The organism is Mangrovibacterium sp. (assembly GCF_041596335.1).
Classification (GTDB): domain Bacteria; phylum Bacteroidota; class Bacteroidia; order Bacteroidales; family Prolixibacteraceae; genus Mangrovibacterium.
In genome coordinates this window covers 1-13,911 of record NZ_JBFHIT010000085.1, presented here as the reverse complement: position 1 = coordinate 13,911, position 13,911 = coordinate 1, and the positions used below count along the sequence as shown (strand labels likewise).

Here is a 13,911-nt window from a genome sequence, read left to right as displayed (position 1 = left end):
TGCCTTCCTGCGTTTCAATTGACAGGTTGCTTCGTTTTTGTTTAATGAAAGTCAGGTTGCTTTCAATTTCGGTGAATGTATCTTCCAGATCATTCAACAATGAGTCTTGCCCAGCCATTTGCTGAAAGAGTTCTGATTTTTCAGCTGTCAGCGACTTAATTTGAGCTTGCTGCTGAGTATAACTATATACCCCGCCAAAGATTACTGCAATTAAAATAACTGCCGCAATGCCTACTGTTCTGATTTGTTTCTTTTCCATCATCTTGTTTCGTTGAAACCTTTTTAGTTTTATCTCTCTTTCATTCCATCTCTTAAGCGCTCAATCATTCCACTTCTTAAGCGCTCTTTTATTCTACTCATAAAACACTCAATCATTCCACTGCTTAAGCGCTTTTTTTTGATTCGTAACCGACCATCTGTAGCCAATTGATGTGCCAAAAAGGTAGGTATTTTGTAAGTTATTGAAGGTCAGTATTTCTTTGTTTCGATGCCCTGTCTCTGTTTCTCAAAATGATTAAAATGAGACTGAGTTTTTTGATCATTTTGAGAGGGGAAGAGCAATTTCGGCATGGGGGTATAACGCCTATTGGAACAATCGCGGAAATGAAGTGGTGAAAGTTATTGAAGAATTGGGATACGGTGATCACCTTCGGCTATCCGGATGTTTTGTCTTCTTTTAACATGCGATAAATTGTTGCGACACCGATATCCAGTTTTTCAGCTACAAGTTTCGTGTTATTATCGTATTTGCGAAGGTAGGTTTTCACGATGTTGATATCGTACTCCCGCAAAGTCATTTCCTGATTGGTGATGTCGGACATGGCATCATGTCCACCACCGAAAACAATGTGGTCGGTCGTAATTTCTGCTTGATCGCAAAGCGTTACTGCCAGTTCCATAATCGACTTCAATTCGCGAATATTACCCGGGAAATTGTAAGCTAGTAGTTTTGATGTGGCATCAGCGCTGATGGATTTCAAGGCCATGTTGTTTTCGGAGCAGAATTGCTGCGCGAAATGTTTTGCCAACATAATCACATCGTTTCCTCGTTCGCGCAGCGGGGGGAGTTCAATCGGAAGTCCGTAAAGGCGATAGTACAAGTCTTGCCGGAAGTTGCCGAGCCTGACTTCTTCCAGCAGGTTTTTGTTGGTGGCGATAATAATCCGGCAGTTGGTTTTTACCGGAGCATTGCTACCTACCCGTATGATTTCCTTTTCTTGCAATGCGCGTAATAGTTTGGCTTGCAGTGATATATCCATTTCTGCCATTTCGTCGAGGAAAAGTGTCCCTTCGTTCGCCTCTTCAAATTTACCGACACGGCGGAAGTTTGCCCCGGTAAAAGCGCCTTTTTCGTGGCCAAAGAGTTCGCTTTCAATCAGATCTTTGGGAATGGCGGCAACATTCACTGCTATAAACGGCTTTTTAGCCCGATTCGAGTTATAGTGAATAGCTTTGGCAACCAACTCCTTCCCAGTACCGGTTTCACCTGTTATCGTGACGGTAATGTTAGTCCGGGTCGCTTTGTCTATCAGTCCGAAGATGTGATAGGCGGCTGCACTGTTTCCGATAATGGTATTTTGGTAGCTGTATTTTTTTGTCACTTCCTGGCGCAGGCTGACAAGTTCGTTTTTTAATTTGCTACGATTTCGAATGTTATGGATTGTGTTTAGCAAGCGCTCTTTTATGTCGCGCGATTTCACAATGTAGTCGTAGGCTCCTTCTTTTAATAGTTCAACCACGATTGCAATATCGTCTTGCTCCGAAATTAAAATCACCTGAATATCTTCATTCAGAGACTTAATCTGCTTCAAGACTTCGAGGCCCTTCATGTCCGGAAGGCGATAGTCGAGGGTAACAACATCGGGATTTTCGTTTAGTTTGGCCAAACACGCTTTTCCGCTGTCAAACGCTTGTATTTCATAGTCCGGATTCAGCGACAGGTTATGCACCAGCAAACGGCGGTACCACTCATCATCTTCGACAACAAAAATTTTAAACGCTTTTTCCGACATACAAAATCATTTTAGTTTGCTTTTTACAGCAAGAGCATTTGCAAGATAGGAAGAAAACAGTAGAATTTGATCAAAATTCTCATTTTGAGAATTTAATTTGACTTCTTTTAACAACTCGTTAGCAGCGCCCTCGATTTATTGATTTTGAGTTAATTGATCACTTTTCGAAGCTGATCGAGAACGGAATTGATCCGTATTTTGATCTGGTCAACCATGTTTTCGATCGTTTTCCAACTTTCCTCTACCGGGCTTTGTGCTTCGAGTTCTTTTAGCTGGTTGTAGAGTTGTGTAGCCAACATATGTTTGGCCGGTGCAGCAAGCTTGTGCGCGGCTTCAGCCAGTTCATTCCGGTCCCGGTTTTGAAGAGCTTGATCGATGGACTGACAGCATTTTTCGCCTGATTGAATAAAAAGCAGAACCATCTCTTTCAGGAACGCTTCATCACCTCCAAAACTGTTTTTCAACTCCTGAAAGTCAAACTCCAAATGGTCTGCTGCGGGTGAAGGGGCAAATTCATCCCGGTTCCCGATATTATCTTTTAGTTGAAGCAGAATGTCGAAGAGGGTTCGCTCAGGAAATGGCTTTTGGAGAAATGTCCAAACGCCGGATTCTTTCATTTGTTCTTGATCTTCGGGTTGTTTGTTTGCGGTGAGCATAACAATTAAAGCTTCCGGATTTTGTTCTCTGATTTTCGCACTTGCTTCAAATCCATTCATTACCGGCATCCGCAAGTCCATTAAAATTACATCGAACCGTTGCTTTTGCGCAGCAAGAACGGCTTCTAGTCCGTTCGTTGCTTCAGTATAATTTACAGCCCATTTGGTTAAAATATTCTTCAGCAAATAAAGGTTGAATTCTTCATCGTCGACCAGCAGCAGGTGCAGCTTTTTGAACCATTCAGGAATGGTCGCGATTTTATTTTCAGTAGCTTGATACACTTCGGGTGCGCCTTCGGCATAGGGAATTTCGATCGTAAAGCGGGTGCCTTTTCCGACAAGGCTCTTCACCCTGATTTCTCCGCCCTGCAGATCGACCAGTTTCTTCACGATCGCGAGTCCGAGTCCGGCGCCACGGTGTTTTTGCGCATTGTCGCCATCGAGTTGAACAAATTCTTCAAATATTTTCGACAGGTTGTCCTTCGGAATTCCTACCCCTGAATCAACCACATCAACAATTAGTTTGTAGTAATGACCGGCTAGTTTTTCTTCAGCGGCCTCAAGTGTAATTTTTCCCCTATCGGTGAATTTAATCGCATTGGTAAACAAGTTGATCAGGATTTGTTTCAAGCGAATAGGATCTCCTTTTAAGACCCGGTTTTCGGGAATTGCGTTGATTAATTCAAGAACCAAGCCTTTTGATCGCGCCGGAACCTGATGCAGCGTGATGATTTCGCGAAATAGCTCGGCCGGAATGAAATCGATTTGTTCGAAGGTCATGGTTTGGGATTCGATCTTTGAGAAGTCAAGCGTATCGTTGACAAGGCTAATGAGGTGGTCGGCTGATTTGAAAACCACGTTCAGGTCTGCTTTAAGTTTTTCGTCGGTTACTTGTTGCAGCATTTGTTCGCTCAAACCATAGATGGCGTTTACAGGTGTTCGCATTTCGTGGCTCACAGTGGCTACAAATCGTTCTTTGGCTTTGGCCAAATTTTCCGCGTCGGCTCGTGCTTTCGTAAGGATATTCTGATAAGCTTTGTTGCGTCTCAAATTTTGGAAAAACAGGATTAAAACAACGAGAAGCAATAGCAGAGATGCACCTGTAAATAGCACCAGATGCCTGTAAATCTGTGCAGCCATATAGTCGGCTTCCTGGGTTTTGGTTTCCAGGTGGTGGTGTTCAGCAATTTCGAGCTGATTGATCAAGCGGTTGATTTGAGCGGTTACCTGAATATTTCGTTCAAGCAATTCTTTTTCCGATCCCTTGAGTTGTTGATTCTCAACACTTATTTGTTGTTCTATTTCCGCTATTTCTTGTTTCAGTTGTTCCTTTTCTTCCGTTTTGTCGATAATGATTGGCGATTGTGTCGTGGTGTCTTGTTTGCCAAACAACCGTTTGAAGAAACCTTTTTTCTTCGCTGGTTCAAACTTAATTGTGTCGGGTTGAATCAGAACCGTGTCAATTTTCGAGTATAATTCGGTGAGCGGTGTGTTGGGTCTCGCAATTTTTTGTCGGTGCAGAGCACGGATATCACTCCAAATGGCCAATTTTCGATTCGACAATAGCCGGATGGAATCGATTTGCAAAATTTCGGCTGACTCAGGTATTGCGTAATCTTCCAGGTCGGTCAGCTTCTCCTGAACACTTTTATTCAGGTCATGAAATTTGTAGATGTAGTTTTCATTCGCCGTAAGGCTATAGAGCCGAACTGAGTTTTCGACCTCGGTCAATTCTGCCGAAATATCTTTAATCAGTAACAATTTAAAGTCGGGACGTGCTTCTTTATGAATTGAGTCAATAATTTGCGACAGGCTCTGGTACACCAGATAGCCCGAGCCAATTACTGCCGCGCCAATAAAGATGGTCAGGAGAGTGATCTGAATTTCAATTTTAACTAGTTTCATGCACGAGTTGTTTTCCAGACTTTTAAATTCGGTACAAGTTAAGAGCTTTCGACGAATGAAAAACGGCAGACTCAATTTTTCTCGTCACAACTACGATTGCAATGTAAAGCCTCAAACAGATAAATTGCACCAGGGTTGGCTTTTAAAGGCTGCGGCAGCCGTGGTTTTTACTGTTCATTTTTAGGGCTCATCAATTTCTCGTAAATCTCAAAGTTCTCCTGGTCGAATGTACAGAAGATGACCGACTCCGGGAACGAATGGTTGAGTAGGAAATCGCTGACAGTCTTCAGTGCAATTTGTGCAGCCAGTTCTTTCGGGAAATGGTATACCCCAGTGCTGATATTTGGAAAAGCAATGGTGCTGAATTGATTTTCGTAGGCGATTTGGAGACTACTTCGGTAAGCATTGGCCAGCAGTTGCTCTTCGCCAATTTTACCGCCATACCAAACCGGGCCAACCGTGTGGATTACAAATCGGCACGGAAGTTTATAGGCGAGAGTCAACTTGGCTTGTCCGGTTTCGCAACCATTTAGTTTTTGGCATTCCTCTAACAGCCGGGGCCCGGCCATCCGGTGAATTATGCCATCAACACCACCACCTCCAAGTAAACTTTTGTTTGCAGCATTGACAATTGCATCGACGTGCAATTGAGTAATATCTTCTTGTAATAATTGGATGTTTGCCATCTTTTTTTCTTTTAAAGTAACTGTAAAACAATGAATATGGTGGCGATGTTTAACTTTTCTTCAGAATTCAGGAGGGGGCAGCACCTGGCCAAATCATGGAGCCGAATTTAAACGAAATCGGTATTAAATTGAAAGAATAAGTGGCGGCAATGGTTTGTTTATTTGTGTCGTTGGATGGTTTGGGAGATTTGTGTGATCGATATTGTCTGGCTTTCGGGTTCAATTACGCTTGTGTTCCGAAGCTAATGATGAGAATGCCCAACAGGATTCCTAACAAGTAAATCCCTTTTCGCTTGATGTTTCGTTCGTTAAACAGGATTGCTCCGGTTGTGAACGCGACCAATACACCGCCACGACGCAAAGCCGAGATGATCGAGATCATGGAGTCGGGGATGCTGAGGGCATAAAAGTAGGCATAGTCGGCAAAGAGCAAGAAAATTGCGATGAGGGGAATGCTCCAGCGCCACTCAAATGGCGGACGATCGGCTTTTGGTTTTTTCCACCGAAAAAAGAAGATCGCCGGCAGCATAACCACTACCTGATAAAACGAGAACCAAGCCTGAACAGCAATCCGATCAATCTGACGCATGATGTACTTATCGAACAGTCCGCTGGCAGCCCCCAGCAAAGTGGCGGCGATGATGCAAAAAATCCAGACATTGCGACGGAAACTGATGCCTTCCAGTTTGCCGGCTGTAGATAGCAAATAGAAGAAAATCAATGTAATTAGTACACCAAACCACTGCATCAGGTTCAAGCGTTCCTGGAAAATCAGGATTGCTCCGATGAGTGTCCAGATTGGTCCGGTTGCGCGAATTGGTGAAATTAGAGTGATGGGGAGGTGTTTCATGGCGTGAAAAGCAAAAATCCAGCTGCCCACAACAATGACTGATTTGATGAAAACGAGTAGATGCTCGTGCGCTGTTATTGGCGGCACATAGAGCGAGATTTGTTGGAAAAAACCGGGGTAAAATGACGAACCTACGACAATGGGCAAGACAACGGTCGCAGCGGTAACAGTAGAAAGAAACAACACCGGCAACACGGCATTGTGATTCAGCGATAACTTTTTAAAAACATCATACATTCCTAGCAGCACGGCCGAGATCAGTGCCAGTATTACCCACATATTTCTTTCATTTGGGGCAAAACTATAAGCTTTCAGACGAATGTTTCTGCTTCGGCTGTTTTTCTAACGGAAGATTAATTATTACTTAATCCGTTGATTCGATCGGCCTGTTTGCCGAGGAAGTATAGCCAAGGTGAGAGCTCGGGTTTAATTGTGGATTGCACACCCTATATAAACAACATAAGCTGAAGCGAAAAGAATTGACTTTATGGCTTCAGCTTTGAGCATTGAACATCTGATAACGGATTTCACACGTAAATAATTTGTTTTTCAATTGTCTGTTGGAACTCACCTGTTGCTGAAAATTAGTTCTAGTCGTAATTGAGTGCGGAGCAACAGGTTCGTTTCAAAAGAATAATAAGCACCAATTCCTGAGGGCTACTCAGAGGAGCATTGATTCCTTCAGGAATGATTATGGCTGTCCTTGTCAGCTAACAAATAGTTCGTGTTAGATGGCTAATTTTTCACTGTTTCTTTATTCAGATTATTCGTTGCCACATTTTTCAGATGCTCTGTCTTTGCTTTCAATTCAGTCTCGGTTTTGTCTTTGATGTTCTTGATTTGTTTTTCAAGCTTGTCCAGTTTTTTGTGTACCGACTTCGAAAAATCATTAGACATCCGCTTTGTACTTCGCATAATTTTTTTGCGGGTACGACTTCCTTTATAAGGTGCAAACAGAATTCCGGAAATTGCACCTAATGCAGCACCAGCTGCTAATCCGATTACTAAGACTACTGTTTTGTTCATGGTTTTGAAATTTTAAGCGTTAATAATTTGTAGTGACTTCAGTATTCAATCCGAAGCCTTTTATATTGGTAACTTGAAAGCGACGGACAAATCTCTGTTGTTAGATACGTGAAGAACAGGCTTCAAGATTCGTTATTGACAGCTCAACTGAGCCGGATTGAACAAAAAGGTGCCGTTCCGGGTGAAGAATTGGTCGCATTGAACACGGATGTCTATTGTTCTTAAAACCAGAGTACTTATTCTTGTTTTTAGATTGTTGAAATCTGCACCGAAGTATTCTTTATGCAAAGGCGATAAATTTGTCTTCTATTTTAGGAAATGATTAGATTAAGTGTTAGTTTATGGGAACAAACAAATCAAGGTCATTCTTGTCGCGTTTCGATTTATTATTTAGAACTAACACCTATGAAAAACCCGAACCCGAGCCTGATTCGCTTCGCGCTTGTACTTTTTTGTATTTCAGTTACCGTCTTGGGATTAGTTCTGGCAAAAGATGTTCTTATTCCGTTGGTTATTAGTGTTTTTCTAGCTTATCTGATTTATCCGATGGTGGCCAGGGTCGAAAATTGGGGTGTTCATCGGGGAGTATCCATCGTGCTCGTAATCTTAGTTAGCCTGCTTTTCTTGAGTTCAATTGTTCTGCTCATTTCAATTCATATTTCAACGATTGAGCTGAATTTAAGTCAGGCGCAGGCGCAGGTAAATGCCAAAACTGATTCGCTGATTCTGATCCTTGAAAGTAAACTGGGAATGAATTCACATTCGCTCGATGCATACGTTGAGCGTATTTCCAATGGTGTTTTCGCGTCGTGGGAATCTCAGATTGGTTCCCTGTTTTCAGCCACGACAACCACTGTTTTTCAGCTGTTTATTTTGCCTGTGTATACTTTCTTTCTGTTGTTTTACCGAACAAAAACAGCCCATTTTATTCTTCGGTTTGTTGAACGGAAAGACCGGTTTATCGTGGTCAATATTATGCGGGAAGTCTCCCTGATTACGACCCGTTATATGGGCGGATTGCTAATTGTGGTCGTTATTTTGGCGATTTTAAATACGGTTGGCCTGGCAATTATTGGTGTGCCTCATGCCATGCTTTTTGGAATCGCTGCGGCAATATTAAACCTGATTCCCTATATCGGAACGTTTGTAGGTGGCATTATTCCAATTTTGTTTGTGTTTTTTTCGCAGTCAGATCCGTTTCATATGATGGTGCAGATTCTGGTGTTGTTTACCATTGTCCAGTTTCTGGAGAATAACCTAATCACACCCGGAATTGTGGGGAATAATATTAAAATAAATCCCTTTGCAATTGTTTTTAGTTTGCTGATGGCCAATCTGATTTGGGGAGTTGCAGGAATGTTCATCGTTTTACCTTTTCTAGCCATTGCCAAGGTCATAATGCGAAATGTTGACTCACTCAAACCCTTCGCGTATTTAATTAGCGACAAGGGCGTTGAAAGACATAAAGTTGGGATAAAGAGGCTTCGAAAATGGGTTAAACGAAAAGCCGGTCAGTAAGCCGAAAGGCGAAAATATTTGTTAGTCAGAGAAAAACACCTCCGACGCATTTCGAAATAAAATCGCTTCTTTTTCTGCATCAGAAAGAAAATTGGCATGAATGGCGATCACATCAATCATTTGTTGGTAGGTGTATTTTTTTAATGTAGACGGAATATCGCTTCCCCAAAGTATTTTATGCGAACCAACTAAATCGACCGCTTCTTTTAATAAATCCAATGCCCTGGTGCATGGATAATCATCGTTTAGGAAAGCTGCTGTTGATGAAAAACCTAGATAGATATTTTCGAAATCTTTAGCCAAAGAAAGCATCTCATTGCGCCGGGCTTTTGCCTTTTCATCAATCCCGGTTCTGAAAAAGGCGAGGTGCTCAATTAGTATTTTTGTTTCCGGGAAACGTTCAGCGATAAACCGAATGTTTTCAATTTGGTAGCCATTGTTGAATATGTCGCCGGAATCGATAATGGTTCGTAAACCGAGTTTTGCCACGGTTTCCCAAATGCCCATCATCTCGTTCCCCACCAGCGAAAACCCGGCGTAATTCCCCGACCATCCCCATTCCTCGCTGATCTCAAGCTTCAGGCTATTCTGCTTTTCCGATGCATATTGTCGGATCACCTCTGTGGCGTTGGTTCGCATTGGGTCGACCTGGATGGTACCCAAAAATCGGTCGGGAAATCGGTCAATCGCTTCACGGATTTCGTCGTTCATGATTCCGATTACCGGATTTTGCAGAAGTACAGCCTTTGTAACGCCCGCAAAATCCATCGTTTCAACCAGCATATCGGGCGTAAAAATTGTATCGCGAAAATAGGGGGGAAGAAATTGCAGCTGCTCTTTTCCATACTGAATGCGTCCGTATTTCGCCGTTGTGGTTTTTACGCCGCGTTTTACGCCGTCAATTCCGTTTAAAATATGTGCATGTGCATCAAAAACTGGTATCATCCCGATCGGTCGGTTTAGTTCAAATTTAGTAATCAGTTTTATCCGTCGGAGTTGGTTCGTGGGTCTTTAGCCATTCCTGTCCCTCTTTTGTCAGGAAGAAATCCATCCACATATAGTACATCTTTTTGTTTTCTTCAACGGTCACCCAATGGCTCGATCCAATTGGAATATGCAACAATGCATATTCTTTCAGTTGAGCTGAAGCTCCATCGGCATGTACCACGATATCATTGTCGGTTAATCCCAAAAACAACTGATCAAGCATGGCATGTTTGTGCGCGCCAACTTCATCGGGTCCGGGAGCTTCTACAGTTCCTAGGGCAACACGGGGAATAATATCGCCGGGTAACACGGTTCGACTGGTTGTGTTCGGGCTTTTTATTTTTTCGGTGTAGGATTCGCAATCTTCAAAACGAGTGAAGTAAAGATCGTATTTGTTCTCTTCCGGGAAACCCGCAAGGTCTGCCAGATCCTGTTCCGATAGCTTTTTAGTAAACCGGAGGAAATGAAGTTCTTCCCCCTCGGCAACAGCAACCTTCACTTCACTGGTCTTGTTCATGGGAATCGCTATCGACTCCGGCACAACGTTATATTGCATTGTGTCGGCATGAAGCGTTCCATTACCGCGGATGAACATCAACATCGTTACGTACCCTTCGGGAAGATTGATGGTTTGCTCGGTTGACCCGATATAGGCAATGTGTTCAATCTTTGTTTCGGCAATTTCACCTGCCAGTAATTCTTCGGAAAAAGTTTGCATTCCGGCGGGTATTTGCATCTGCAGATTCTGAACAACAATTTCGGGCGAGCTTGACTTTGAAGAACACCCCATGGCAATTATTGCCAGGCAGAAAAAAGTACCAAATAATATTTTCTGAGCAAGCTTCAATAAATTCATGATCCGGATAATTTTATTTTAAAACTGTTTGTCTAGTACATCATCTTCAGTTCAATATTTTCCTGAACTACAATCTTGCCGGAGTTAATTATTTCGTTGTCCGAATGCGTATTGTTTTTAGCACCCCAAAGCAGAGCCACCAATTTTATCGCGTTATTTTTGAATGTATTGTTGGCAATGGCAACATTGACAATGCCTCGCGAGTTGATCAGAATTCCATTTTTGTCCTTGGCGCCACAGTTGGTCATGGTGCAGTTACGCACCAATAAATTACCGCCAATGGTCGATTCATCATATCCGCCGCGATAGTAACTGATCACGTTGGCGTTAATCGAATTAAACGTACAGTTTTCAACGATCAGGAATTCGGCGTTATAGTCGCCTTTGTCATCGGTTTCAGCTGCTAATTCAATTCCGTTTTCACAATTCGTCAGAACTGAGTTCGCAACTAAAATCTGGTCGGCAAAGGTTTCTTTCCACGCTTTCAATATCGAATTGAAGTTGCTAATCTCACATCCATCAATACTTAAAACGTACAAGCTCGACATATTTTTCTGAAGTGGTGCAAAAGCATATTGTTCGGCTTTTCCTTGCAGGACAATGTTTTTCAGAAGCAGGTTTCCTGCCGGATGAAATTCGAATGCCGGTGTTTCACTTTCTCCCGAATAAACAATCACGGCTTTGTTGGATTGGTCTTTCGATTGAATGGTAATTTTTTTATTGATGGGCAGAGAGCTGTTGATTTCGTATGTGCCTGGCAACAGTTCGATGGTGTCATCAGTTTCGGCGCCGGCGATTTTGGCGGCTAAATCGTTTGCGTCTGCAGAAACTTCGATTGATTTGCCTGCGGCAACCGACTTTTCAACAGTGTACCAACCGGCACCGTATTTCGCTGCATCCAGAAGATCGGGAGTATTGGCCGGAGTCTGACAAACGGCTCCTACCGAATTTTTATCAGAACGCGAATGGCCAAACAGATCGGTTGAGATAGTCTCGAAGTCGAAGCCATGGTAGGTTTCGATATTGGCCTGGCCGTCAACCGGAATAAACAGGTTGTCAGCTATTTTTGTCATCTCCAGCGTGCCGGCTTCCAGTCCGTCGTAAGGTTGAAACGGCGTATTTTGATTGTTGATGATATTATTTTTAAAGGTAACACCATCAACTTCTTCGTAGGCAACAATGGGCGACTCGTCACCTTCCTGATTGTAAATGATGTTGTTGGCAAAAGTTGTTCTGATTGGCCGTGCCGAGCGAATTTCGGACATCGGCAACACATCTTTTTGGTCGACATTTGTTCCCACGCTAAATTGCCAGGGCGATTTACAATTGACCCAGGTATTGTGAGCTACTACCACATCGGTCACCTGATTGTATCGGTTTAAAGGCGATTTTGGAATTCCGTTCATAATGGCCAGCGCGCTTCTGAAATTCTGACCTTTAATGTTATAGAAGTAGTTGTTGGTTACCCAGTGGCCTGTGTTTACAATCCGGATTCCACCAATGTTATCCGAATTATCGTCGCCAATAAAGTAGTTTCCGTCAATCAGACAGTAGTTTCCGTGGCGCATAACCAGCGAGCCTTCGCATTTGTAGAACACATTGTTGCGGAATTCGTTGAAATTCGTTTTGCTTGAGATCACTTCCACTTCGCCGTTGCACCTGTCGAACAGGTTGTTTGCCACCACTGTGTAGCAGGGTGACATGGAGGTATAGCTGTCGCCGATTTGAATGGTTTCGCCATGCGGGCCTCCTTTTCGTGGACGCGGGCCGAAGTGGTTATTTCGGATTTGATGATGATTGTTGATGTTTTCGTTTCCTTTCAACATAACCCGAACGGTAGGCCCCGAATTGGATTTGCCAATGATATTACAATTGCTAAGTTCGTTGTGTCGTCCCCAAAACTCAACCCAGTGGTCTTTAGTATCTCTTTGTGGCTGGTTGAAATTCTCGATGACACAGTTGGTTACCCGACAGTGTGTGGAAAACTTGTCGTTTAATTTGAAGCTGATAACAGCGTCGGATGGGGTGAAGCCATTTCTGAAGCTTAGGTCGCGAACAACTAAATAGTCGCCACCGAAGTTCAAACAGGATTGGCCTTCGATAGATACCTGCCCTGGTGTTTCGGCTCGTAAAACAATCGGATGGTCAGCCGTACCGCTGCCGGTAAATTTTATTTCCACATCTTTCCAAATACCATCAGCAAGTACAATTTCATCTCCTGGACTGGCATTGTTGATGGCAATTTGCAATTCTTCCGCATTGCTAACTAGCGAGGTTGAAGCCTTAAAGCTATTCTGACAAGAAAGTAGCGTCATTGTCAAAGCCAGAATCAATAAGTTTCTAATTTTCATATCGAAGTGTGTTTTAATGTCTTTTTACGGAAAATGGTGTGAGAAATTTATAAAAAGGTCCTGCTAAATTTTTATTCCGTACATGATTTATAGCAGGCCGGGTTTTCTGATCCTGTTTAATGATTGAAGAACCAGAGTTTTATGGCCATCGCTATGATCGCCAAAATGAGGATTCGTTTGATCCATTTATCGCCTTTTTTCATGCTGAAATGGCTGCCCAGAATTCCGCCTATTGAGGTTCCGACCGCCAGCGAAAGACCAACTTTCCAGTTGATGGCATCATTCAGGATAAAAACAATTAGCGACGAGATACTGAACAGCAAAGCGACAAACACTTTGATGCTGTTCGATTTCAACAACGAAAAATGATTAATCCGTGTCAAAACCAAGATGATCAGAAAGCCAATGCCAGCATGAATGAACCCACCGTAGATTCCCAGAAAGAAGAAAGCGACAATGCCAATTCCCTGGTTTTTTACGATTTTTTGTTCCAATTCTTCAATTATTGGCTTCTGTTTCAGTAGAATCACAGCAGCAACAGCAACCATGATCAGGGCCAAAATCCGGTTAAACACTTTATCGTCGAGATCGACCGCCAGAAAAGCCCCTATGATGGAGCCGGCCACAGCCGAAAGCCCGACATATAAACTGAACGGATATACAAAAACACCTTTGCGTTTGAAGTTTGAAACAGCGAAGATATTTTGCGCGATAATCGCGATTCGGTTCGATCCATTGGCAATCGCTGGAGGAAGGCCAAAAAATATCATCAAGGGTAATGTCAACAATGACCCGCCCCCAGCAACTACATTTATGAATCCGGCAAATATACCTGCCAGTGCCAAAAGTGATAATTCAACAAAACTAAAATCGTTCATCTGTATTTGATTGATTATTGGCCAGTGAAAATCACTTTTGGCGTCATTGTTCTTAAATTCCTAAAGCCTGACCGCCACCAATCTGGATTGTTTCAGCGGTGATGAATGAGGCATCTTTACTTGCCAGGAAGGCAACTACTGAAGCAACTTCTTCGGGTTGACCCAGTCTTCCTAACAGAATGTTGT

The 13,911-nt window shown here is 42.9% G+C and carries 12 protein-coding genes; 1 reads left to right on the top strand and 11 read right to left on the bottom strand.

The window, feature by feature from the left end:
• The 6 genes from ABZD21_RS18880 to ABZD21_RS18855 form a co-directional block, all read right to left on the bottom strand.
• Positions 1-262: hypothetical protein (locus ABZD21_RS18880; protein WP_372776689.1), on the bottom strand; the 262-nt coding region annotated here is incomplete at its 3' end.
• 391 nt (positions 263-653) lie between these two features.
• The gene (locus ABZD21_RS18875) at positions 654-2,012 is read right to left on the bottom strand and encodes a sigma-54-dependent transcriptional regulator (RefSeq protein WP_372776688.1); all 1,359 of its coding nucleotides are present in this window, start codon (positions 2,010-2,012) and stop codon (positions 654-656) included.
• 149 nt (positions 2,013-2,161) lie between these two features.
• Positions 2,162-4,573, bottom strand: a complete 2,412-nt coding sequence (locus ABZD21_RS18870) for an ATP-binding protein (RefSeq protein ID WP_372776687.1) — start codon at positions 4,571-4,573, stop codon at positions 2,162-2,164.
• 167 nt (positions 4,574-4,740) lie between these two features.
• A complete protein-coding gene (locus ABZD21_RS18865; RefSeq protein ID WP_372776686.1) occupies positions 4,741-5,259 on the bottom strand; it encodes an O-acetyl-ADP-ribose deacetylase in 519 nt (172 codons plus the stop codon).
• Positions 5,260-5,482: 223 nt separating this feature from the next.
• The gene (locus ABZD21_RS18860) at positions 5,483-6,388 is read right to left on the bottom strand and encodes an EamA family transporter (protein WP_372776685.1); all 906 of its coding nucleotides are present in this window, start codon (positions 6,386-6,388) and stop codon (positions 5,483-5,485) included.
• Between the two features lie 456 nt (positions 6,389-6,844).
• Complete coding sequence (locus ABZD21_RS18855) at positions 6,845-7,135, bottom strand: YtxH domain-containing protein (RefSeq protein ID WP_372776684.1); 291 nt, start codon at positions 7,133-7,135, stop codon at positions 6,845-6,847.
• Positions 7,136-7,540: 405 nt separating this feature from the next.
• Here ABZD21_RS18855 and ABZD21_RS18850 point away from each other — a divergent pair, with 405 nt between their 5' ends.
• A complete protein-coding gene (locus tag ABZD21_RS18850; protein ID WP_372776683.1) occupies positions 7,541-8,653 on the top strand; it encodes an AI-2E family transporter in 1,113 nt (370 codons plus the stop codon).
• A 21-nt stretch (positions 8,654-8,674) separates the two neighbouring features.
• Here the strand turns inward: ABZD21_RS18850 and ABZD21_RS18845 are convergent, their stop codons facing one another.
• From ABZD21_RS18845 to ABZD21_RS18825, 5 genes are all read right to left on the bottom strand, one after another.
• Positions 8,675-9,598 carry an amidohydrolase gene (locus tag ABZD21_RS18845; protein ID WP_372776682.1) on the bottom strand — a complete coding sequence of 308 codons (924 nt, stop codon included), beginning with the start codon at positions 9,596-9,598 and terminating at the stop codon, positions 8,675-8,677.
• Between the two features lie 25 nt (positions 9,599-9,623).
• A complete protein-coding gene (locus tag ABZD21_RS18840) occupies positions 9,624-10,496 on the bottom strand; it encodes a hypothetical protein (protein WP_372776681.1) in 873 nt (290 codons plus the stop codon).
• Positions 10,497-10,528: 32 nt separating this feature from the next.
• Positions 10,529-12,847 carry a chondroitinase-B domain-containing protein gene (locus tag ABZD21_RS18835; protein ID WP_372776680.1) on the bottom strand — a complete coding sequence of 773 codons (2,319 nt, stop codon included), beginning with the start codon at positions 12,845-12,847 and terminating at the stop codon, positions 10,529-10,531.
• 116 nt (positions 12,848-12,963) lie between these two features.
• Positions 12,964-13,725: a sulfite exporter TauE/SafE family protein gene (locus tag ABZD21_RS18830; RefSeq protein ID WP_372776679.1), complete on the bottom strand. Its 762-nt coding sequence runs from the start codon at positions 13,723-13,725 to the stop codon at positions 12,964-12,966.
• 52 nt (positions 13,726-13,777) lie between these two features.
• Positions 13,778-13,903, bottom strand: a complete 126-nt coding sequence (locus ABZD21_RS18825) for an SDR family oxidoreductase (RefSeq protein ID WP_372776690.1) — start codon at positions 13,901-13,903, stop codon at positions 13,778-13,780.
• Between the last annotated feature and the right edge of the window lie 8 nt (positions 13,904-13,911).